This is a genomic window from Rhodobacter sp. NTK016B, from assembly GCF_017303295.1.
GTDB lineage: Bacteria > Pseudomonadota > Alphaproteobacteria > Rhodobacterales > Rhodobacteraceae > Pararhodobacter.
Genome location: NZ_JAFKOK010000003.1, coordinates 338,756 through 360,903, shown reverse-complemented (window position 1 = coordinate 360,903; position 22,148 = coordinate 338,756). Strand labels below are relative to the sequence as shown.

Here is a 22,148-nt window from a genome sequence, read left to right as displayed (position 1 = left end):
TTCAGCCTGCGACCTTGCGGCGCGGTCGCGCGGACGTGAACGCCTAACGCGCCGCGCGCGATGCCCGGGGCTTCAGAACCAGCGGGAAAGACACGCGGAAAGCCGCACCGCCCTGCCCCGGCACATAGGCGATGTCGCCGCCCAGATTGAGCATGATCTCGCGGCAGATCGCCAGACCCAGCCCGGCGCCGCCCGCCTTGTGCATGTCGGTGAGGCGGGCGAATTTCTCGAAGATCAGCACCTGGCTTTGTTTGGGAATCCCCGAACCATTGTCGATGAAGTCGACCGCCACCTGCCCGGCCCGTTTGCGCACGGTAATGCGAAGTTCGGGCTGGTCCGAATCGCAGTATTTCCGCGCGTTGGACAGGATGTTGATGAAAACCTGCGTCAGGCGGCCGATATCGGTGCGCAGCGCGATATCCTCGTCAGAGACCTGCCGCCGGATGATGAAATCGCGCTGCGGCTGAACCGAGTTCGACGCCATCAACGCGCGGTCGATCAGTGCGTGCAGGTTGTCGTCTTCGATATCCAGATTGACCTGACCGTTCTCAAGCACGCTGAGATCCAGAAGATCGTCCAGCAGGCGCGTCAGGCGAATCGATTCGTCATGGATGATCTTCGCGTAGCGCAGGGTTTCGTCCTGCGTGACCTCGTCATCCATCAGGATCTCGGAAAACGCCCGGATCGAGGTCATCGGTGTGCGCAATTCGTGGCTGATCTGGCTGAGGAAGCTGTCTTTTTGCACCGACAGCCGCTGCAGCATCTCGTTGGCCTCGCTGAGTTGGCGCGCGGTGCGGGCCAACTCTTCGGACTTGGCCTCAAGCTGCGCGGAATGCTCCATGATCTGCGCGGTCTCGCTGGCCACGGCCATCAGGTCGTCGACCGTCACCAGCCGCCCGCCCACGATCTGCGCGATCATCGCATGCGCCGTGGCCGCGCCCACCGACCCCGCCAGTTCGCGTTCGAGTCGGTTCAGGAAATCGGGCGTCGGATCGGGCAGGAAACCGGCCTTGCCCTGCCCGCGCGCAGCAGCGGCGAAGAAGGCCAGCGCGACATCGGCCCCCAGAATGCGCTGCGACATGGCCAGAAGATCCTCGGCCTCGTTCTCGGCGGCATCGTGGGACCATCCACGGGTGACGGTGCTCTCGTCCGAGGCGCCCAGCTCGTAGACATTGACGAATTGCGCCGATTGCACGCGCTCGACCGGGCTGGGAAAGCTGACCAGCGATCCGGCAAGGAACGCGGCGGCGTTCATCAACAGCGACCAGAACAGCGCATGCAGCAACGGATCCAGCCCCTCGACCCCGAACAGCGCGTGCGGGCGCAGCCATGCCAGCCCGAACGGCCCCTCGGCCATCAATTGCGCGCTAAGGATGACATCCGGACCGAAGGACGGAAGAAACAGCGTATAGAGCCAGGCCAGCGTTCCCACGCAGGTCCCGACCGCCGCGCCGATCCGGCTGGCCCCGCGCCAATACAGCGCGCCCACCAGCGCAGGCAGCACCTGTGCCATGCCTGCAAAGGAAATCAGACCGATCGCCGCCAGCGCTCGCGATCCGCCCGAAACCGCGAAATACACATAGCCCAGCCCGAGGATCACGCCGATCGAAAGCCGCCGCGCGTTCAGCACGAGGCCACGCATGTCGCTGGCATCGCGCGACGGGATCGCCCCGCGCCCCGCCGCCCGGCGGCGCGAGGCCAGCCAGAGCGGCACGACAATATGGTTCGACATCATCGTCGCCAGAGCGATGGCGGCAATGATCACCATCGACGTCGCCGCCGACAGCCCGCCCAGAAAGGCGAGCATCGCCAGCCCGGGCTGGCCCAGCGAGTGCGGCAGGCTGAGGACGAACAGGTCGGGATTCATGCCCTCGGGCAGAAAGGTCAGCCCGGCCGCGGCGATGGGCAGAACGAACAGGCTGATCGCCAGCAGGTAAAGCGGAAAGGCCCAGGACGCGATGGCAAGGTGGGTCTGGTCGGCATTCTCGACCACCAGCACCTGAAACATGCGCGGCAGCGTGACCACGGCGACGCCCGCCAGAAAGGTGAGCCCCATCCAGCGGCCCGGTTGGATCTGCCATTCCGGTCGCTCGACCTCCGAGATCCGCGCCATGATGTCGGCGGGACCGTCGGCCAGCCCCCAGACCACCCATGCCCCCACCGCGATCAGCGCGACGAGCTTGACCACCGCCTCGAAGGCGATGGCCGTCACGACGCCGTGGTGCTGTTCGTTGGCATCGAGGTTGCGGGTTCCGAAGAGAATGGTGAACAGCGCCAGCCCCGCCGCCACCCAGAGCGCCAGTTGCGACGGCGCGAGCGGCTGATCGGCGGCAAAGGCGCCGAAGCTCAGCGAAATGGATTGAAGCTGCAGCGCGATATAAGGCGTGGTCGCCACCACCGCGAGCAACGTCACGATCACCCCCACCGCGTTCGATTTGCCGTAGCGCGAGGAAATGAGGTCGGCGATCGAGGTTACGCGCTGCGCCTTGCCGATCCGCACCAGCTTGCGCAACAGCCACCACCAACCCACGAAGACCAGCGTCGGACCCAGATAGATCGTCACGTATTCCAGCCCCGACCGCGCCGCGTAGCCGACCGCGCCGTAAAAGGTCCAGGCCGTGCAATAGACCGACAAGGACAGCGTGTAGACCAGAGGCGAGCGCAGGAAACGCGGTGCCCGTCCGGCGGCGCGCAGGGCCTCGGCCCGGCGTTCGGCCAGCGAAGCGATGAAGAAGAGGAAAACGACATATCCCAGCGCGGCGGGGATCAGGATATTGAGGGTCATGAACCGCGCGGCTCCGGCGCCTTGGTCTCGGTCCCGGCGTCGGGCGCGTCGCCCTGCACGTCACGCCGCAGCGCGCTGCGCAACGGCCCCGACAGAAGCGCCGCCGCCACGATCAGCACGGCCCACAGACCGAACAGGTACACCGCCTCGCCCGCCGTGCCGACATCCGAGCCCCGCGTCCACAGGACCGGCAGCAGAATCAGTACGAAGCCCACCACCGGCAGGATCCGCGCGGCATCCATCAGGCGACGGCGACGATAGGTGCTGCGCTCGAGAAAAAGCGGAGGGCGGGGCGATTTCATGGGGCGATCATAGCTTGGCGAGCTGCCGCACAACATCGACCAGTTCGGAATTGACGAAAGGCTTGGCCATGAAGACCGACGCCCCGGCATCGCGCGCGGTCTCGCGCGCCGCCGCAGTGCCCCGCGCCGTCAGCACGATCACCGGCAAATTCGCGGTGCAAGGCCGCACGCGCAGAGTTCGCAGCACGTCGTAGCCGCTGAGATCGGGCAGCATGACATCCAGAATCACCAGATCCGGTTCGCGCGCGGCGATCCGGTCGAGCGCGCCTTCGCCTGTGCCGATCATCTCGACCTGCCAGCCATCGCGATTGAGAATGAAACGGATCGCTTCGGAAATGTTGGGCTCGTCTTCGACGACAAGCACGCGGCGACCGGCTCCGCGTTTGGCGTCGTCGCCCGAACGCGGGCCGGCCTGCCCCGGTGCACGGAACGGTGAATCATCACCCGACACTTGGTCGGGGCCGTCGTGGCCCATGCGACGATCCTCCCCGGTTCCGCACACGGATGGCCGTACTCCTCCCCTGACGACCAATCCAGGACCCGACTATTACGTCTAAAGACCCATGTGTCAAAGGCTGGATGCGCGCGTTCGTGATCAGGGCGTCCCAAGCCACAAGCGGCCCCGCGCCCCCTCAGACCGAGACGATCGAGGGTTCGCGCCGCGCCTCGCAAGCGGCGCGGGGGCAGACCCGGCAATTCGAGCCGACCAACCGCGTGGGCAGGCCCTCGGCATCGGGCACGGCGCCTGCCGGGGTCAGAAGCATCGAGGATTCCCAGGCGCTTGGCGTCTCGAAGCTCAGCGGTCCCCGGGCATCGGCAATGGCATGCGCCACGAAGCGCGCGGGCAAGCGGCCCGAGAACTCGACATAGGCGCGGACCGGGCGGCCCTGCTGCAACAGCGCCTCGTAAAGCGGCCAGAGCGGACAGGCCCCGCCGAAGCGCGGAAGCTGGAACCCATCGACCGGGCGGCGGAAGGTGATCGTCCCGGATCCGTCGCAGACCACCAGCCCGAATCGAGGAATCGTCTGCTGCGACGGCAACGTCGCCAGACGCCGGAACAGCCGCGCGAGATCGACGTCGAACTGACGCGCCAATGCATCGGGGGAAAAGGGCTTACCTGATGAAAAGACCTTTGACAGCACCGGCATGAGCGCCCCCAGCGGGACGGCGGCGGCATCGTCGCGCGCGCGGATCAGCCAATCCTCGGCCAGCCGGCGCGACGCGACCGAGGCAAGCTCGGCCTGTCCTTGCGTGAGGGCGGTGATATCGACCTCGGCCCCCTCTTCCAGCGCCGCGACGTGATAGCCCTGCCGGTCGAGCCAGCTTTCCAGCTCTTCTTGCGGCGCGGCGAGCCCGGCCTCTTCGCTCGACGTGTCGAGAAAGGCGACCAGCGTTTCGGCGGCATTGGCCAGACGCACCGAATCGGCATGCACGTTGCGATGGAACCGCGCGCGCCATTCGGGTTCCAGATCCTCTGATTCCGCCAGAATCGCCGCCGTGGATTGTACCGCCGTCACCGCCGAGACGATTTCGTGCAGCGAGGCCGACAGGTTCGGGTCATGCGCCATCCGGTCAGACAGACGCTCGATGATGCGCTCCTGCATCTCGGAATGCGCAGCAAGCTGCGCCAGCAGCGCGGCCCAGCCGGGAAAGCGGCCCGCGAATTCCTCGGCCCGGTCCAGCTCGGGCGCCGCGCCGGGCTGCGCGCGCGCCGCCGCTGCGCGCAAGGCGGTGAGCTGTTCGTCGCCCACACCCTCTTGCAGCGTCTCGGCGGGGATCTGCAACGCCTGCGCGATGGCCTCGATCACCCGAGACGAGGCGCGGCGGCGGTTATGTTCGATCAGGTTGAGATACGAGGGCGAGACACCGACCAGCCGGGCGAGATCGGCCTGTCCGATCCGCCGCGCGGTGCGCAAAGCGCGGATCCGTGTACCGGACAGGGCGGATTTTGGCATCCGACTGCGTATCCCTTGCCGTTGACTGGGTGTCTGGATACCCTTGTCTGATACTCTGCGCCCCTGCCCGTCAAGCCCGCAGACCGGGCCACGCGCGCCCGGCAAACGGTCTCAGAGGGCCCGACGAAAGCGCGGTTCGGCCCCGTCGGGCGGCAGGAACACGCATCGCTGCCGAGAAACGCGCTTTTCAGTGGGCGGAGCGTAACGTATAACGCCGCGGCAAATCGCGTTAGCGCCGAACGCATGAATGAAAAGCATCTGGGGCGTCAAAAGAATGCCCCCAAAGAGGATGTCCATGAGCAAAGATCACTCCACCGACGACGTGGCCTTCATCAAGGCCCTTGCTGAACTGCTCAACGATAACGAGTTGAGCGAGATCTCGGTCAAACGCGAATACGGCGAGAACGATACGCTCAACGTCAAGGTCTCGAAGATTTCGGCGATGGCTGCGGCCTCTGCCCCGGTCTACGCGCCCGCACCGCAGGCGCCCGCCACCCCGGCGGCTTCTCCGGCGCCCGCCGCTTCGGCCGCGCCCTCGAAAAGCAGCGATCCCGCCGATCATCCCGGTGCCGTCGCCTCGCCGATGGTGGGCACCGCCTATCTGGCGCCCGAACCGGGGGCCGACGCTTTTGTCACGGTGGGCCAACAGGTCAGCGCGGGCGAGACGCTGCTGATCATCGAGGCGATGAAGACCATGAACCACATCCCCGCCCCCGCCTCGGGCATCGTCAAGCGCATCCTGGTCACCGACGGCACGCCGGTCGAGTATGGTGCACCGCTGATGATCATCGAATAAGGGGCTTCCCATGTTCGAGAAAATCCTCATCGCCAACCGCGGCGAGATCGCGCTTCGGGTGATCCGTGCCTGCCGTGAAATGGGCATCAAGTCCGTCGCGGTGCATTCCACCGCCGACAGCGACGCGATGCATGTCCGCATGGCCGACGAGGCGATCTGCATCGGCCCCGCGCCCTCGGTCGACAGCTACCTGCACATGGCCGCGATCATCTCGGCCTGTGAAATCTCGGGCGCGCAAGCGATCCATCCGGGGTACGGCTTCCTGTCGGAAAACGCCTCGTTCGTGCAGATGGTCGAGGATCACGACCTGACCTTCATCGGCCCCCGCGCCGAGCATATCCGCCAGATGGGCGACAAGATCACTGCCAAGGAAACCGCCAAGGCACTGGGTATCCCGGTTGTGCCCGGCTCTGAAGGCGGCGTTGCGGATATCGAGACCGCGAAAACCGTGGCGGGCGGGATGGGCTATCCTGTCATCATCAAGGCCACGGCGGGGGGCGGCGGGCGCGGGATGAAGGTAGCAAAATCCGAAGCGGAGCTGGAAGTTGCCTTCCGCACCGCGCGGTCCGAGGCCAAGGCGGCCTTCGGCAACGACGAGGTCTATATCGAGAAATACCTGCAAAAGCCGCGCCATATCGAGATTCAGGTTTTCGGCGACGGCAAGGGCGGCGCGGTCCATCTGGGTGAGCGCGACTGCTCCCTGCAGCGGCGCCACCAGAAGGTGCTGGAAGAGGCGCCCGGCCCGTCGATCACCGCCGAACAGCGTGCCGAGATCGGCATGATCTGCGCCAATGCGATCGGCAAGATGCAATATTCGGGCGCGGGCACCATCGAGTTCCTCTACGAGGATGGCGAGTTCTATTTCATCGAAATGAACACCCGCCTGCAGGTCGAACACCCGGTGACCGAAGCGATCTTCGGTGTCGATCTGGTGCGCGAGCAGATCATGGTCGCGGCGGGCAACCCGCTGTCGTTCCGTCAGGAAGACCTGCAGGTGCTGGGCCATGCGATCGAAGTGCGCATCAACGCCGAGAAACTGCCGAATTTCTCGCCCTGCCCGGGTCTTGTGAACACGTTTCACGCCCCCGGCGGTCTGGGCGTACGGATGGATTCGGCGCTTTACGGCGGCTACCGCATCCCGCCCTATTACGACAGCCTGATCGGCAAGCTTATCGTCTATGGACGCGACCGGCCCGAGGCGCTGGCGCGGCTGAAACGCGCGCTGGGTGAGCTGATCATCGACGGGATCGACACTACGGTCCCGCTGTTCTTCGCGCTGCTCGAAAACGAGGACGTGCTGCGCGGGAATTACGATATCCACTGGCTTGAGAAATTCCTGGCAGCCGAGCTGGGCTGAGCGGAAACCGGGTCACGCGGGGGGCTGCCGCCCCCCGCACCCCCTGCCCGAAGGGGGAGCACGCTCCCCCTTCGGAAACCCCCGTGAGTATTTTTGACAAAGTGAAGGGGCCGGATGCGGCTGACGCCTGAACTGATCGTCAGAGCCTATGCAGGCGGCGTCTTTCCGATGGCCGAGACCGCCGACGACCCCGAAATCCACTGGTTCGAGCCGCGTGTCAGGGGTGTTCTGCCGCTTGAGGATTTCCACGTCTCGCGCAGCCTTCGACGGTCGCGCAGGCGGGGCGGGTTTCGCTTTTCGTGCGATACGGATTTCGACGGCGTGCTGGCGGCCTGCGCCGATCGTCCGATCACCTGGATCAACCATGAGATCGCCTCGGCCTTCCGGGCACTGCATGCGCGCGGCATCGCGCATTCCATCGAACTGCGCGCCGCCGACGGATCGCTGGCGGGCGGGGTCTACGGGCTGGCGCTTGGCGGCGCTTTTTTTGCCGAGAGCATGGTGTCGCGGGTAACCGACGGGTCGAAACTGGCGCTTGCGGAGCTGGTGGCGCGGCTCAGGCGCGGCGGGTTCCGGCTGGTCGATACGCAATACCTGACGCCACATTTGCAGAGCCTAGGCGGAACCGAGATGCCGCGCCATCGCTACCGCGCCGCGCTGCAGGCCGCGCTTGAGGCGGGCGCGGATCACGCCCGTGCCTTTGCCCCGGTTAACCCTGATGCGCCGGACGGGGCCTTCTGGTCATAGGAGGCCGTGGATCGGCATGTGGCCTATGCAGAAGGTCAGCGCGCGCTTCCACCAATTGGTGCCCGGCTCGGCGCGGGTGGTTTCCGCCCCCCGCGTCCAGCGCATGAGCCGCCCGTCGCGGCTGACCCGCCAGCCGCGCTGCGGGGCGCCGGCGGCATCGAAGAGTTTCGTTAACTCCTCGATCAGACCCGGATCCTTGAAGACGAGGCCCAGCTCGGTATTCATATAGGCCGAGCGCATGTCGAAATTGAACGATCCGACAAAAGCGATCTTGCCATCGACCACGAAGGTCTTGGCGTGCAGCATCGTATCTGGATTGTCGGGACGCGCCGCCTCGACCAGCTTGATCCCGGCTTCGAGCAGCCGGGGCCGGTACCAGCGATACGCGCCGTAAACCAGAACGCTGTCCGAGCGCCCCAGCCCGTTGGTGATGATCTCGATATCGACGCCCTTTTCGGCCAGCGCCACCAGCCGCGCGAGGCCGCGTTTGCCGGGCACCAGATAGGGCGTCATGATCCGCAGCTCTTTCGTCGCCGAATCGATGATCGGGATCAGCGAGCCGGGCATCCAGCCCTCGCGCCGCCCGCGCAGCGCCTTTTCGGGCGGGTCGCCGAGGAAATCGAGGCTGTCGACCCAGCGCAGCAGATCCAGCTTGAGGGTTTCGGTCTTCCCTTCAAGCACCGGCACGCTCATGTCGGCGAGGCGCTTCTTGTTGCCCGGCTGGGCCAGAAAGCGGTCGATGAAGGTGCGGAAGCGCTTCAGACGGGTCGTCTTTCCGAAGCGGATGGTCCGCAAGGGCAGCGCGACATTCGAGTTCCAGAAATCGTCGTAGAGCTCGCCCATAGCGCGCAGGACCGGGCCCGCGACCAGCGCGTCGAGATCGTCAAAGCACATGCCGCCCGGTTTGGGCGCCCCGAAATAGGAATCGCCCACATTGCGGCCGCCGGTCACGCCGATGCGGTAATCCGCGATGAACATCTTGTTGTGCATGCGCCGGTTATAGGGAACCAGATTCATCAGCAATTCGATTCCGCGCAGCACGCTCCAGTCCCGGTTGCGGATCGGGTTGAAGAGCCGCACCTGAATATTCGGGTGGCGGTCCATCGAGCGATAGGCTGGCACACGACCGATCATGTTCACATCGTCGATGAGAATACGGACCCGCACGCCCCGATCAGCGGCGGCGAGCACCTCGGAGGCCATCAGCCGCCCGCAAAGATCGTCCTCCCAGATGTAATACATCAGATCGAGGCTGCGCTCGGCCCCGCGCGCCAGCGCGACGCGGATCGCTAGCGCCTCGTGCTCGTTGGGGACGAGGCGGATGCCCGACAGGCCGGGATGCGCGTCCTCCATCGCCTCCATGAGCTTGTCATAGGCCGTCTCGTCGCCCCACGGGATCATGTGGCCGGGCGTGCCGCGCGCGTTCTTGGCGAAGCGGCCCATCATCCACAGCCCGATGGCAACCGGCACCATCAGCAGGGCCACGCCAGCCGCAGCCCATCCGATCCAGTCGGTCATGCCGAGATCCTTATTCGAGCGCGGATCGGAAGATGGTCCGACGCCAGCCGCGCAAGCGGTGATATATGCGGCGCCATGTCGACCACCTCGGCCCGCGTGCAGCCGATGATGCGGTCAAGCGGCAGAACGGGGCGTCGGGCGGGAAAGCTCGGCGCGAAATGGGTGCGGTGGACGGCGTCCAACCCGGATCTGAGCGGCATCAGCGAACAGGTCAAGCCGCGCCGCCATTCGTTCATGTCGCCCATCATCAGCGTCGGATGGTCGGGGTCGATCTCGTCCACCAAGCGGTGGGATTGCTGCAGGCGCGAGGCCTTGAGCAAGCCCAGATGGGTGGCAATAACGCGCAGGCTGAGATCGTCGAAATCCAGATCGGCGACAATCGCGCCACGCGGCTCGAAGCCCGGCAGGTCGATCACCCGCGCCTCGCGCAAGGTGGCGTTGCGAAACAGCAGCAGATTGCCGTGCCAGCCATGCGCAGCCTCGCTCTTGCGGGTGCTCAGCGTCACCGGGGTCAGGCCCGTGACATCGTGCAGCTCGTCGAGATCCAGAATCCCACGCCGGTCGCCAAAGCGGCGATCGACCTCTTGCAGCGCGACCAGATCCGCATCCAGTTCGCGGATGACACTGATCGTGCGGTGCGGATCTTTACGGCGGTCGGTGCCGACCGCCTTATGGATATTGTAGGATCCGACGATCAGTTCGGGCGAATGCGGCATGGAGCAGGATCAAGAGCCAGTTGGAAAAGGGTGACGGGTCGACACGATGCGGCGACCCCTTTCATATGGGGCGCCCTGGCGATGCGGCAATGGCGCATTCTCGCCCACGTCGCATGCTCATCCCGCGCCGGTCAGGCAGCTGCGGGCGAAAGCCGCGACCTGCGCCATGACACGCTCGGGCTGGCTGTAGAGCAGAAGCTGGCCCTCATGGTCGAATTCCTCCAGATGCATACGGCCATAGCGCTGAGCGAAGAGCTGCACGCTGTCAAAGCTGACAACGGGATCGAGTACGCCGTGGATCAACAGAACCGGACAATCCGAGCCCACGACAAGCGCCGACCAGTCACGCGTGACATGCCACGCATCGATCTGGAACGCCTTTTGTCCCTGCGCGACGGTGTAGCGGTAACCTTCGAGGATCGACTGCCCGATACGCGAGCTTTCGACCACTTCGCGGTCACGCGACCCGCGCGAATAGAGCGGGGTCATGAACCGCTCGGGACTGCTGGAATCGATCTGCGCCATCCCCGCGCGCAGAACCGCAGGCAGCAGCGCAGGCGCAAAGCGCGCCGTATAGGCCACGGCGCGCTGGCGCGGGGTCATCGTTGCGAATTGCTCGATCGACACGATGGGCACGCAGGCCGCGACCCCCACGAATCCCGCCACCGAACTGCCAAGCCGCGCCGCCGCCGCATAGGCATAGATCGCGCCCGCCATGTGGCCCAGCACGACGACGCGCGGCAATGCCAGCACCTGCAGCATCTTCGCCACGTCGCGGGCGAAGATATCGGGCGCGTCGCGCACACGGGAATCTGAATAGGAATTGCCGAAATTGGGCCGCATCGGCGCATAAAGCCGGATGCCCGCCTGATGCAGCGCGGGCTCGACATGGCGCAGGCAGCCCAGCCCTTCGAGCATACCGTGGACGAACACCACCGGCAGCCCGTCATCGGGTCCGAGGATCACCACCGGCATCATCCGCCCGTCGCCCACATCGACAAGCCGCTCTTCGCCTGTACTCATCGAGGTATCGACCTGACCTTCTTTCTCGGGTCCATGCAGCATCACCGCGCCGATCAGGCGCATCAGCTCGGGCTGGCCGCTGGTGCGGGTCTTCGAGAATACGGATTTCAACTGCGCGCGCAGGGTGTTGAGCGACTTTCCCGTGCGCTGCGCCACCGCCGGCAGATCACCGCCGCGGGTCAGTTCGTGCACCAGTTCGACCTCGCGCGGGGTCAGGCGAAAGCTCTCGACCAGAACCGCCGCCAAGGCCGGGGTCCAGCCGACATTCATCGTGCGCAACTCGGTGACGAAACCGTCGCCGTCGGGATCGCGCAGCGCGGTCATCGATACGAGGCCCCCGCCCGGAAGCGCGGTTGTCACCTCGTTATCGGCCTCGGCCAGCGACAGGACCGCGAAGCGTCCCGAGGACGGCGCGCGCGCGAAAGCGCCCAGAAATATCTTGAGCCGCGCGGTGCTGTCGGGTTCCAGCGCGTCCCGAATGCCCGCCAGCGTGACGGGGTCCCCGAAGATCGCACGAGCGTCGGCGCTGGCGAATAGGACCGATCCGTCACGCGCGATGCGGACGAGCGGCGCATCGGCGCTTCCCGCATTGGGCATGATCGTCTCGCCGCGGCCCATCCGCTCGAACAGAGCAAAGGCGCGGCGGAAATGCGCTTCGATCACCGGGTCTTCAAGCTGCCGGGTCGAGGACGTGTCCGAGATGTGCAACTCTCCCAGCCGCCGCGCGGCCTGATCGACGAAGTCGGACCAGTCCTCCATGAAGCTATCATAATGCTCAGGACGCAAAACGACTTCGTAAATGCTGCCGATGAGTCGCGCCCGATCGGCGTCGAGGGCATCGGTCTCGGGATCTCCGCGCATCGGGGCCTTTCCAAATTGAAACGATCGCTTCAGAAACTTCCATATTGCACTATTTTTCGCAAAATTACGACGCTTTTAACCCGTATGGGTGAAGCGAAAATGCCGGAATCGGGGGATCCTGATCTCATTGAGTGACCTTGTTTTTTTGATCACACATTGACCGATGCAGGGGGTCGCAGTGGTTTTCGAACCGTCGATGTCAGAGCGCGGCGCGGTGCGCCGTTAGTCGGGATATCGGGGGGATTTCACGCAAACCGCACGCTGGGGCTGTTTTCTGTTCGGCATCTTGCCTGCGCCAATTCTACCGTGCGGGCTGTCGCTGCCGAGGCGATGCTCAGGCCGGGCCAACCGAAACGGGTTGGCCCGGTCACCGTCTTTCAAGGGCGCCAAGCTATCGGTGACACCGGGCTCACAGCAGGATCGACGCCCCTTCGGTCGAATCGGTCGCGCCCATCCGCAGCCGTGCGAAAAGCTCACGCCCGACACCAAAATTGTTCGCGCTCAGATCGGCGATAACCGCGTCGCGGCCGTCGAAATCCGGCTCGAGCACGCTCAGCTCGCCGGTGACCGCATCAAGCCGCACCCTGTCGCCATCGCGCAGCTTGGCGATGGGACCGCCCGCTGCCGCTTCGGGCGCCACGTGGATCGCTGCCGGGACCTTGCCCGACGCGCCCGACATCCGGCCATCCGTCACCAGCGCCACTTTCAGCCCGCGATCCTGCAGCACCGCCAGGACCGGCGTCAGCGAGTGAAGCTCGGGCATGCCATTGGCGCGCGGCCCCTGAAAGCGGACGACGACGATGGTGTCTTCGGTGAACTCGCCCGCCTGAAACGCCGCCTTGACCGACGGCTGGTCGCTAAACACCCGCGCGCGGGCCTCGATCACGTGGTTCTCGGGCTTCACGGCAGAGACCTTGATCACCCCCTGCCCCAGATTGCCGGTCAGCTGCTTCAAGCCGCCCGTCGCTTGGAACGGATCCTTCGCGCTGCGCAGGATCCGGTCGTTCAGGCTTTCGGCCGGGCCATCGACCCAGGTCAGTTCGCCATCGATCAACTTGGGCTCTTGCCCGTAACGCGCCAGCCCCGTGCCCGCGACGGTTTCGACGTCTTCATGCAAAAGACCCGCATCCAGAAGCTGACCGATCAGATAACCCAGACCGCCTGCCGCGTGGAAATGGTTCACATCCGCCAGACCGTTGGGATAGACCTTGGCCAGAAGCGGCACGACCGAGGCCACGGCTTCGAAATCCTCGAGCTTCAGCGTGATGCCCGCCGCTTTCGCCATCGCCGGCAGGTGCAGGATCAGGTTGGTCGAGCCTCCCGTCGCCATCAGCCCGACCATGCCGTTCACAAACGCACGCTCGTCCAGAACATGCCCCGCCGGGCGCCAGTCATTGCCCAGATGCGTGATCGCCGCGGCACGGTGAACGGCGGCTTTCGTCAGCGCTTCCCGCAGCCCGGTGCCGGGATTGACGAAGGCCGAGCCCGGCAGCATCAGACCCATAATCTCCATCAGCATCTGGTTGGTATTCGCCGTACCATAGAAGGTGCAGGTGCCCGGCCCGTGATAGCTGGCCATCTCGGACGCCATCAGCTCGGCCCGCGTGGCGTTGCCCTGCGCGAAAGCCTGCCGGACCTTGGCCTTTTCGTCATTCGGGATGCCCGAGGTCATCGGCCCCGCCGGCACGAAGACCGCCGGGACATGGCCGAAGGTCGCCGCCGCCATCACCAGCCCCGGCACAATCTTGTCGCACACACCAAGCCAGAGCGCGGCATCATAGCAATCGTGGCTCATCGCCACCGCCGAGGCCAGCGCGATCGTGTCGCGCGACATCAGCGACAATTCCATCCCCACCCGGCCCTGCGTGACGCCGTCGCACATCGCCGGAACGCCGCCCGCGACCTGTGCCGTCGCCCCTGCGGCGCGTGCCGCTTCGCGGATGATGGCGGGGAACATCTCGAACGGCTGGTGCGCTGACAGCATGTCATTATACGCGGTCACGATCCCCAGATTGGGCAGGCGGTCGGCGGCCAGCGCCTCTTTATCCTCACCCATCGCCGCATAGGCATGGGCGGCGTTCGAACAGGAAAGATGAGCGCGCGCCGGTCCCTGCTCGGCAGCCTTGGCCAGCCGCTCAAGATAGGCGTCGCGCGCCGGGCGTGACCGCTCGATGATGCGGTCGGTAACGTCACGGATCCGGGGATCGAGGGTCATGGGGGCCTCGTCTGTATGGATATGTCGGGAATACTCGCGCCCCTTATAAGTCGTTATCGCTAACGCCGCAAGGCAGCACCCCGGTTGTTCCAACGCGCGGCCCTGTGGCGGCGGCATCTTGTCAGCGTTGCATTCTGTGCAAGCCGGAAATGTGTACATGGGCGTAGTCGATTGCTGCATCGCGGCGTAAGTTGATGCCAGAACAACGCATCGCGAGACAGCTCGCCAATCAGGAAAAAGACCATGACCAACCTGCCCGAATTCAACGAGATCGACCTTGTGACCCTGGAACGTGAAGCCCGCGCCATGCAAGCGCAGGCGGTTGCCGAAGGCTTCCGCTCGCTGCGTCGCGGCATCGTCGCCCTCTTCTCGCGCGGCGCGCAGGCTCATCACGCCTGATAGCGCAGCCGGGCCTGAATGCAGGCCAAGGCAAGCGCGCGGACCCTGCTCCGCCCTCACCGCCCTGCGTCCTTGACCGGACGCGGGGCGTTGTCGCTTTGGCCTTCCGAAAACGGCCCCGTCCGGCTATGGAATGCGCAAGCGATCTGGAAAATCTGATGACCTCTGTTCCCTTCAACCGTCCCGTCGTGCGGCTGCGGCCGAAAGCCGAAGCGCGCGCGATCCGCCACGGATTTCCGTGGGTATACAGCGATGAGCTGGTTCTCGACCGCCGCAGCAGCGCGCTGGAACCCGGCACGCTGGCCACGCTCGAAGACGCCGAGCGGCGCGCGATGGGGCTGGTTACGGTCAACCCCGCCTCGCGAATCGTTGCCCGCATGCTCGACCGCGACGCCAGCGCCGCGCTCGATTCCGCGTGGTTCAAGAAGCGTCTGTCGCACGCTCTGGCGCTGCGCGAACGGCTCTATCCCGAGCCCTTCTACCGTCTCGTCCATGCCGAGGCCGATGGCTTTCCGGGCGTTGTCATCGACCGTTTCGGCGATACGGCGGTGATTCAGCCCAATGCTGCTTGGGCCGAGCAGCATCTGGATACGCTCACCGCCGCACTTTGCGCAGTGACCGGAGTGACAAGCGTCGTCAAGAACGGCACAGGACGCGCGCGCGGGCTCGAAGGATTGCCTGAGGAAACCGTAATCCTGTGCGGCGAGGTTAGCGGCCCGGTTCCGGTCCGCATGAACGGCGCTGTATACATGGCTGACCTGATGGGGGGCCAGAAAACTGGCCTGTTCTACGATCAGCGCGACAATCATGCTTTCGCAGCCCGGCTGGCTAAGGGCGGCAGCGTGCTGGACGTCTTCAGCCATGTCGGAGGCTTCGCCCTTGCCGCGCTGGCGGCGGGCGCGACCTCGGCGCTGGCAGTCGACGGCTCGGAGCCGGCCCTGACGCTGGCCGAGGCTGGCGCCAAGGCGATGGGCGCCGAAACGCGCTTCCTGACCCGCCAATCAGATGCGTTCGAGGCACTCGAGGCGCTCGGCGCAGAAGGTCAGACATTCGATCTGGTGATTTGCGACCCCCCCGCTTTCGCGCCTCACCGCAAGGCGCTGGATGCGGGACTGCGGGCCTATGAGCGTATCGCCCGGCTGGCCGCGCCGCTGGTCGCGCCCGGCGGCTCACTGATGCTGTGCTCGTGCTCGCACGCGGCAGATCTGGCGCAGTTCCGCGCCGCCTGCACGCGCGGCATCGGCAAGGGACGGCGGCAAGGCCAGCTGATCCATACGGGCTTTGCCGGGCCAGACCACCCGATGCTGCCGCAACTGGCCGAAAGCGGCTATTTGAAAGCCTTGGCCTATCGCCTTGACGCATAAGGTCTTTCTGGACACCTGCGTGCTGTTTCCGCCGATCCTGCGCAGCTTTCTGCTCAGCGCGGCGCAGGCTGGTCTTTATACCCCCCTCTGGTCGGATGGGGTCGAGGCCGAGTGGCTCCACGTCGCGCGGCGCAAGGGCGAAGACAGCGTTCCCGCCACGCTCGAACGGATGCGCCTGACTTGGCCCGACGCCATGACAGGACCGGGAGAGCCCGCGCTTCTGGACCTGCCGGACGCCACGGATCGCCATATCCTTGCCGCCGCCTATGCCGGGGGAGCCGATCTGTTGCTGACCCTGAACCTGCGCGATTTCCCGCGCCGGGCACTGGCGCCGCTGGGCTTGACGGCGATCTCGCCTGACGACTTCGCGATGCAGCTCTGGCTCGACGCACCGGGCGAGGTCGAGCGGATCGTCGATGGCGTCTGGCCCGATCTTTCCGGTCGGGCCCGGCGTAACGCGATGAAACGGGCAACGTTGCCCCGTCTCGGGCGCGCCTTGGAAACCGACTGAGTCTTCCCGAATGACCCTGCTCTTGCGCCAGATGGGGATAAATCACCCACCACGCGGGGCTGTGGATAAATTCCGGGGAGTTTGGACAATCCACAATCCCCAGCCGGCCGAAAATCCTTTGGATTCATAAAGGCTTAACCATGGCGCGGCGAGCCGGATTCGCATTTTCTTTGTAAATCCAATGCTTCGCGCCCTGTCTTGAGAGCGCACATCAGCTCTGAAGCACCCGCCTAGCGCGCTTAAATCGGCGGTAGACACAACCACGGATTGCCGCCCACAGGCCCGCCTGTGGATAACTTGGTGTATAGATTTCAGGAAACTCGTTTGGACAGCGCTTTGCGCAATATCGTGATTCAAGAATCGCCAGCAAGAACGTCTGACATTGAAATCCTGTCGCGTCCGCCGCTCGTTAGCGTAAACATTTGCCTTCACGCGCCAAACTGACTAAGCGCAAGGAAAGCGATGAGGATGCCATGAACCCAGCCCTGCAAAGCCATGCCGCCCTTGCCCTGTGCAAGCTCGCCCCCGTGATCCCGGTGATCGTCGTCGAGGATATCGACCACGCCATCCCCTTGGCCGAGGCGCTGGTTGCGGGCGGGTTGCCGGTTCTCGAGGTTACGCTTCGCACGCCCTGCGCGCTGGAAGCGATCAAGGCGATGTCGAGCGTTCCCGGCGCGCGGGTCGGGGCGGGTACGGTGCTGAGCGCCCATGACGCCGCGAACGCCAAGGCGGCGGGCGCGACCTTTGCCGTCTCGCCCGGCGCGACCCCGGCGCTGATCGCGGCCTGCACTGCGCAGGGTCTGCCACTGCTGCCCGGCGCCGCCAGCGCAAGCGAGGTGATGACGCTGCTGGAACTGGGTTATCGTACGCTGAAGTTCTTTCCCGCCGGTCCGGCCGGTGGTCCGCCGATGCTGAAAGCCCTGAGCGGTCCGCTTCCGCAGGCGACGTTCTGCCCCACCGGGGGCGTCAGTCTGGAAAATGCGACCGAGTGTCTGTCGCTGCCCAATGTGGCCTGTGTCGGCGGCTCTTGGGTCGCGCCGGCCAAGAGGATGGCGGCGGGCGACTGGGCCGGCATCACCGAGCTGGCGCGCGAAGCCGCGGCGCTGCCGCGCTAAGACGCACCGCCACGCCCGGCGCCCGATACGAAACGCGCCGCGCCTGCCTGCCCTTCGGCCTGAACCATCGCCGCGCTGGCCCATTCGCGGGTCAGCGCGCGCGCCAGATCCCGGGGCGCCATTTGCGCGGACAGAAGATCGGCGCGCATGCATCCCTGCGGCAAACGGCACAGGCTCTGCGCCAGATCGAGCGCAACGTGCAGCGCCTGCCCGTCCTCTGTCGCGCGGTCGGCAAGTCCGATGGCCAGTGCTTCGGATTGATCCACGGCACGCCCGGTCAGGATCAGGTCGTTCGCCCGCCCCTGCCCGACCAAGCGCGGCAACCGCACAGTGCCCCCGTCGATCAGTGGCACGCCCCAGCGACGGCAGAAAACCCCGAACTTGGCGGAAGCCGCCATCACCCGCAGGTCGCACCACAGCGCCAGCTCCAGCCCGCCCGCGACCGCGAAGCCTTCGACCGCCGCGATGACCGGCTTTGTCAGGCGCAAACGGCTGGGCCCCATCGGCCCCGGCAAGGGCTGCGCGATGGGATCGGACCAGTCCGGCGGAATGTCCAGCCGTGCGATCCAGTCCCCCCCGGCGTCGCCCGCCGCCGCCTTCAGATCGAACCCGGCGCAAAAATTCCCGTCCGCGCCGGTCAGGATGGCGATGTCGGCTGTATCGTCCGCATCGAAAGCGAGCGCGGCGTTGTAGAGCGCGCGCGCCAGAGCCGGATCGACGGCATTGCGCTGTGCGGGCCGGTTGAGCGTCAGGATGCGAACCCGGCCCTCGGTTTCGACCTGTAGAATGTCAGACATCTTCGATAGCCAAAACGCCCTCGACCGCGCGGATCTGATGCTTCAGCGTGGGCGTGACCGGAACGGGCCGCCCGGCATCGATCTCGATCTCGCCGCCGGTCGAGACGTCGGGGACACTGAAACTGAGCGGGCCGAAGGCTTTGCGCGGCGCGTTGCCGGGCAGGCTTTGCAGGATTTCCAGCAGGCCCCGGATCGCGTCAGGCGATTCCAGCCGGATCTTCAGCCCCGCCGCGCCCGCATCGGCCACGACGTCATCGATGGGCGCCGCCCCGCGCGCGAGCAGTTTGAGCGTATCGGCCTCCATCGTTGCCTCGACGGTGAGGACCACGTTCATCCCCGATTCCAGATGCTGCCGCGATGCTTCGAGGGTTTCCGAAAAAACGGTAACTTCATAGAGCCCGGTCGGATCCGAAAGCTGGACGAAGGCAAAGCGGTTCCCGCGCGCAGATTTTCGTTCCTGCCGTGAGCTGACCGATCCGGCGATCCGTGCCACCAGCGGACCACGCTGCGCCTTCTGGGTCAGTTCGGCCAGCGTCAGCACCTCTTTGCGTTTGAGCGCGACGGCGTAATCGTCGAGCGGGTGCCCGGACAGGTAGAACCCGATCGCCGCATGCTCTTCGGACAGCTTGTCCATCGGCAGCCAGTCCTGCGTCTTGGGCAGGCGTGGCGGCGGCAGGTCGTCGCCGCCGGAGAAGAGCGAGGATTGGCCGGAATTCGCGGCCTCGTGCGAGGCGGCGGAATAGGCAGCGAGGGAATCGAGCGCCTCGAAAACCCGCTTGCGCGAGCGTTCGAGCTGATCGAAAGCCCCGGCGCGCGCCAGCATTTCGAGCGGCCGCTTGCCCACACGCTTGAGATCCACACGCTGCGCAAAATCGGTCAGGTCCCGGAACGGCTGATCGCCGCGCGCCTCGACCAGCAGCTTCATTGCGTCGGTGCCAACGTTCTTCAGCGCCCCCAGCGCATAGACGACCTTGCCATCCATCACGCTGAACATCGCCATTGAGCGGTTGACGCAGGGCGGCACGATCTCGATCCCCATGCGGTCGATCTCGCGCTTGTAGACCGACAGCTTCTCGGTCAGGTGGATATCGCAATTCATCACCGCCGCCATGAATTCGACCGGATGATTGGCCTTCAGCCAGGCGGTGTAATAGCTCACCACCGCATAGGCGGCGGCGTGCGATTTGTTGAAACCGTAGTTTGCGAATTTCTCCAGAAGGTCAAATACTTCCGAGGCTTTCTTCTTATCCACGCCGTTCTTCGCGGCACCGGATTCGAACTTCGGACGCTCGGCGTCCATGGCCTCTTTGATCTTCTTACCCATCGCCCGGCGCAACAGGTCCGCGCCGCCCAGCGAATAGCCCGCCATGACCTGCGCGATCTGCATCACCTGTTCCTGATAGACGATGATGCCCTGCGTTTCCTCAAGGATATGGTCGATCAGCGGGTGGACCGAGGCGCGTTCCTTGACCCCGTTCTTCACCTCGCAATAGGTCGGGATGTTCTCCATCGGGCCGGGACGATAGAGCGCCACCAGCGCGACGATATCCTCGATACAGGTGGGTTTCATGCGCCGCAGCGCGTCCATCATGCCGGTGGATTCCACCTGGAAGACGGCGACGGTCTTGGCGTCGGCGTAGAGCTTGTAGGTCTTTTCGTCATCCAGCGGGATGGCGTTGATCTGGTTCTCGGCCCCTTCCGGCGGCTCGTACAGCGTGCTGCCATCGGGCGCGATGTGCAGGTCGCGGCCCGAAGCATGGATCAGGTCGATGGCATTTTGCACCACCGTCAGCGTCTTCAGACCCAGAAAGTCGAACTTCACCAGACCGGCCTGCTCGACCCATTTCATGTTGAACTGGGTGGCGGGCATGTCCGAGCGCGGATCGCGGTACAGCGGCACCAGTTCATCGAGCGGACGGTCCCCGATAACGACACCCGCGGCGTGGGTCGACGCGTTGCGCAGCAATCCTTCGACTTTCTCCGCATAATCGAGCAGCCGCGCCACGACCTCTTCTTTCGCCGCTTCGCGCAGGCGCGGCTCGTCTGACAGGGCCTTGGTGATCGATACGGGCTTGACCCCTTCGACCGGGATCATCTTGGACAGCTTGTCGACCTGCCCATAGGACATCTGCAGCACGCGCCCAACGTCGCGCACGGCGGCCTTGGACAGCAGCGCGCCGAAGGTGATGATCTGCCCGACTTTGTCGCGACCGTATTTTTCCTGCACGTAGTGGATCGTCTCTTCGCGGCGATCCATGCAGAAGTCGATGTCGAAGTCGGGCATCGAGACCCGTTCGGGATTGAGGAAGCGCTCGAACAGCAGCGAGTAACGCAGCGGGTCCAAGTCGGTGATGGTCAACGCATAGGCCACGAGCGAGCCCGCGCCCGACCCCCGCCCCGGCCCGACAGGGATGTTGTTGTCCTTGGACCATTTGATGAAGTCGGCCACGATCAGGAAGTAGCCGGGAAAGCCCATCTGTTCGATGATGCCCAGCTCGAACTTCAGTCGCGCCTCATAATCCTCGACCGGGGCGGCGTGCGGGATCACGGCCAGACGCGCGCGCAGACCGTCCCAGGCCTGACGGCGCAGTTCCTCGACCTCGTCATCGGCGAATTTCGGCAGGATGGGGTCGCGCTTATAGGCGCCAAAGGCACAGCGGCGCGCGATTTCCACCGTGTTTTCAAGCGCCTCGGGCAGATCGGCGAAAAGCGCCGCCATCTCGTCGGGGGTCTTGAGGTAGTGCTGCGGGGTCAGGCGGCGGCGCGGCTCTTGCTGATCGACATAGCTGCCTTCCTTGATGCACAACAGCGCGTCATGCGCCTCGTACATGTCGGCCTTGGGGAAATACACGTCATTGGTCGCGACAAGCGGCAGATCCATCGCATAGGCCATTTCGACGAAGGGCCGCTCGGTCATCTGCTCAGCATCGGGCAGCGCGCCGCCCTCGCCCGGATGGCGCTGCAACTCGACATACAGACGCGCGGGATAGATGCCTGCCAGTCGGTCCATGACCTCCTGCGCACGGGGTGCCTGCCCGTCGCGCAGCAACCGCCCGACCAGACCGTCCGACCCGCCGGTCAAGCAGATCAGCCCTTCGGAATGCTCGGACAATTCGTCAGGCGTGACATGCGGAAGGCTGCCATCGGTGCGCAGATACAGGCAGGAATTCAGCTTCATCAGGTTTTCATAGCCGCGCTCGTTCTGTGCCAGCAGAACCAGCGGCGCGGCCGGGCGCGGCTTTTCGCCGGGCTGCCGTGGCGGCAGCTGCACATCGACCTGACAGCCGATGATCGGTTGCACCCCGGCCCCCTTTGCGGTTACCGAAAATTCCAGCGCCGCGAACAGGTTGTTGGTATCGGTGACGGCGACGGCGGGCATTCCCAGCGCGCCACAGGTCTTTACAAGCGACTTGACCGGCACCGCGCCTTCGAGAAGCGAGTATTCGGTGTGGACGCGCAGATGAATGAATCGGGGGTTGGCCATGGTGACAGCTTATCCAGCGGGCAATGCCGCGCAAGGGCGGCGCGATTTTCTACAGAATGGCGATAATGCTTCTCGCGCTGACGGCAAGTCTGGGCTTGTCTGAAACGCGGCGGCAATGTTCACTGACCAAGACAACAGGGGCATCCGCCGCGCTTTACGCCGCATCGGGCGCGTGGAAAAGCCCTGACGGGGAGACAGCGGCG

17 protein-coding genes are annotated in these 22,148 nt (G+C 65.2%); 7 read left to right on the top strand and 10 right to left on the bottom strand.

The genetic code is table 11. The features are described 5' to 3' along the window. Positions 1–43 precede the first annotated feature (43 nt). The 4 genes from JI664_RS06085 to JI664_RS06070 form a co-directional block, all read right to left on the bottom strand. On the bottom strand, positions 44–2,785 hold the full coding sequence (locus JI664_RS06085) for an ATP-binding protein (protein WP_207012828.1): 2,742 nt from the start codon (positions 2,783–2,785) through the stop codon (positions 44–46). Continuing rightward, positions 2,782–3,087: a DUF6611 family protein gene (locus JI664_RS06080; protein ID WP_207012827.1), complete on the bottom strand. Its 306-nt coding sequence runs from the start codon at positions 3,085–3,087 to the stop codon at positions 2,782–2,784. The genes JI664_RS06085 and JI664_RS06080 overlap by 4 nt, the downstream gene beginning before the upstream one ends. Positions 3,088–3,094: 7 nt before the next feature. After that, positions 3,095–3,562 carry a response regulator transcription factor gene (locus JI664_RS06075; RefSeq protein WP_207012826.1) on the bottom strand — a complete coding sequence of 156 codons (468 nt, stop codon included), beginning with the start codon at positions 3,560–3,562 and terminating at the stop codon, positions 3,095–3,097. A gap of 157 nt (positions 3,563–3,719) precedes the next feature. Beyond that, the gene (locus tag JI664_RS06070; RefSeq protein WP_207012825.1) at positions 3,720–5,042 is read right to left on the bottom strand and encodes a helix-turn-helix domain-containing protein; all 1,323 of its coding nucleotides are present in this window, start codon (positions 5,040–5,042) and stop codon (positions 3,720–3,722) included. A gap of 295 nt (positions 5,043–5,337) precedes the next feature. On the opposite strand from JI664_RS06070, the gene accB reads away from it, so the two are divergent. From accB to aat, 3 genes are all read left to right on the top strand, one after another. After that, the gene (accB, locus tag JI664_RS06065) at positions 5,338–5,838 is read left to right on the top strand and encodes an acetyl-CoA carboxylase biotin carboxyl carrier protein (RefSeq protein WP_207012824.1); all 501 of its coding nucleotides are present in this window, start codon (positions 5,338–5,340) and stop codon (positions 5,836–5,838) included. Positions 5,839–5,848: 10 nt separating this feature from the next. Continuing rightward, positions 5,849–7,195: an acetyl-CoA carboxylase biotin carboxylase subunit gene (accC, locus tag JI664_RS06060; RefSeq protein ID WP_207012823.1), complete on the top strand. Its 1,347-nt coding sequence runs from the start codon at positions 5,849–5,851 to the stop codon at positions 7,193–7,195. A 114-nt stretch (positions 7,196–7,309) separates the two neighbouring features. After that, complete coding sequence (gene aat / locus JI664_RS06055; protein ID WP_207012822.1) at positions 7,310–7,942, top strand: leucyl/phenylalanyl-tRNA--protein transferase; 633 nt, start codon at positions 7,310–7,312, stop codon at positions 7,940–7,942. On the opposite strand, the gene JI664_RS06050 is transcribed toward aat, so the two are convergent. The 4 genes from JI664_RS06050 to edd all read right to left on the bottom strand — a co-directional run bounded on the left by JI664_RS06050 (position 7,937) and on the right by edd (position 14,275). After that, positions 7,937–9,460 (bottom strand): phospholipase D-like domain-containing protein, encoded by a 1,524-nt coding sequence (locus JI664_RS06050; RefSeq protein WP_207012821.1) that lies wholly within the window; start codon positions 9,458–9,460, stop codon positions 7,937–7,939. The two genes, aat and JI664_RS06050, sit on opposite strands and share 6 nt — an antisense overlap. Beyond that, on the bottom strand, positions 9,457–10,176 hold the full coding sequence (locus tag JI664_RS06045) for an endonuclease/exonuclease/phosphatase family protein (RefSeq protein WP_207012820.1): 720 nt from the start codon (positions 10,174–10,176) through the stop codon (positions 9,457–9,459). Before JI664_RS06045 ends, JI664_RS06050 begins: the two co-directional genes overlap by 4 nt. A 117-nt stretch (positions 10,177–10,293) precedes the next feature. Beyond that, entirely contained in the window at positions 10,294–12,060 is a 1,767-nt protein-coding gene (locus JI664_RS06040) for an alpha/beta hydrolase (protein ID WP_207012819.1), read from the bottom strand. Between the two features lie 409 nt (positions 12,061–12,469). Next, positions 12,470–14,275, bottom strand: a complete 1,806-nt coding sequence (gene edd, locus JI664_RS06035; RefSeq protein WP_207012818.1) for a phosphogluconate dehydratase — start codon at positions 14,273–14,275, stop codon at positions 12,470–12,472. A 243-nt stretch (positions 14,276–14,518) separates the two neighbouring features. On the opposite strand from edd, the gene JI664_RS06030 reads away from it, so the two are divergent. The 4 genes from JI664_RS06030 to eda all read left to right on the top strand — a co-directional run bounded on the left by JI664_RS06030 (position 14,519) and on the right by eda (position 17,664). Further along, positions 14,519–14,674 (top strand): RSP_7527 family protein, encoded by a 156-nt coding sequence (locus JI664_RS06030; RefSeq protein WP_207012817.1) that lies wholly within the window; start codon positions 14,519–14,521, stop codon positions 14,672–14,674. A gap of 158 nt (positions 14,675–14,832) precedes the next feature. Continuing rightward, complete coding sequence (locus JI664_RS06025; RefSeq protein ID WP_207012816.1) at positions 14,833–16,038, top strand: RSP_2647 family RNA methyltransferase; 1,206 nt, start codon at positions 14,833–14,835, stop codon at positions 16,036–16,038. After that, complete coding sequence (locus JI664_RS06020) at positions 16,028–16,549, top strand: RSP_2648 family PIN domain-containing protein (RefSeq protein WP_286173875.1); 522 nt, start codon at positions 16,028–16,030, stop codon at positions 16,547–16,549. The genes JI664_RS06025 and JI664_RS06020 overlap by 11 nt, the downstream gene beginning before the upstream one ends. Before the next feature lie 473 nt (positions 16,550–17,022). Further along, positions 17,023–17,664, top strand: coding sequence for a bifunctional 4-hydroxy-2-oxoglutarate aldolase/2-dehydro-3-deoxy-phosphogluconate aldolase (gene eda / locus JI664_RS06015; RefSeq protein WP_207012814.1), 642 nt, complete (start codon positions 17,023–17,025; stop codon positions 17,662–17,664). Here eda and JI664_RS06010 read toward each other — a convergent pair. Together JI664_RS06010 and dnaE are read right to left on the bottom strand one after the other, a co-directional pair. Then, positions 17,661–18,461 carry a crotonase/enoyl-CoA hydratase family protein gene (locus JI664_RS06010; RefSeq protein WP_207012813.1) on the bottom strand — a complete coding sequence of 267 codons (801 nt, stop codon included), beginning with the start codon at positions 18,459–18,461 and terminating at the stop codon, positions 17,661–17,663. The two genes, eda and JI664_RS06010, sit on opposite strands and share 4 nt — an antisense overlap. Beyond that, positions 18,454–21,945 carry a DNA polymerase III subunit alpha gene (gene dnaE, locus JI664_RS06005; RefSeq protein ID WP_207012812.1) on the bottom strand — a complete coding sequence of 1,164 codons (3,492 nt, stop codon included), beginning with the start codon at positions 21,943–21,945 and terminating at the stop codon, positions 18,454–18,456. Before dnaE ends, JI664_RS06010 begins: the two co-directional genes overlap by 8 nt. Positions 21,946–22,148 lie beyond the last annotated feature (203 nt).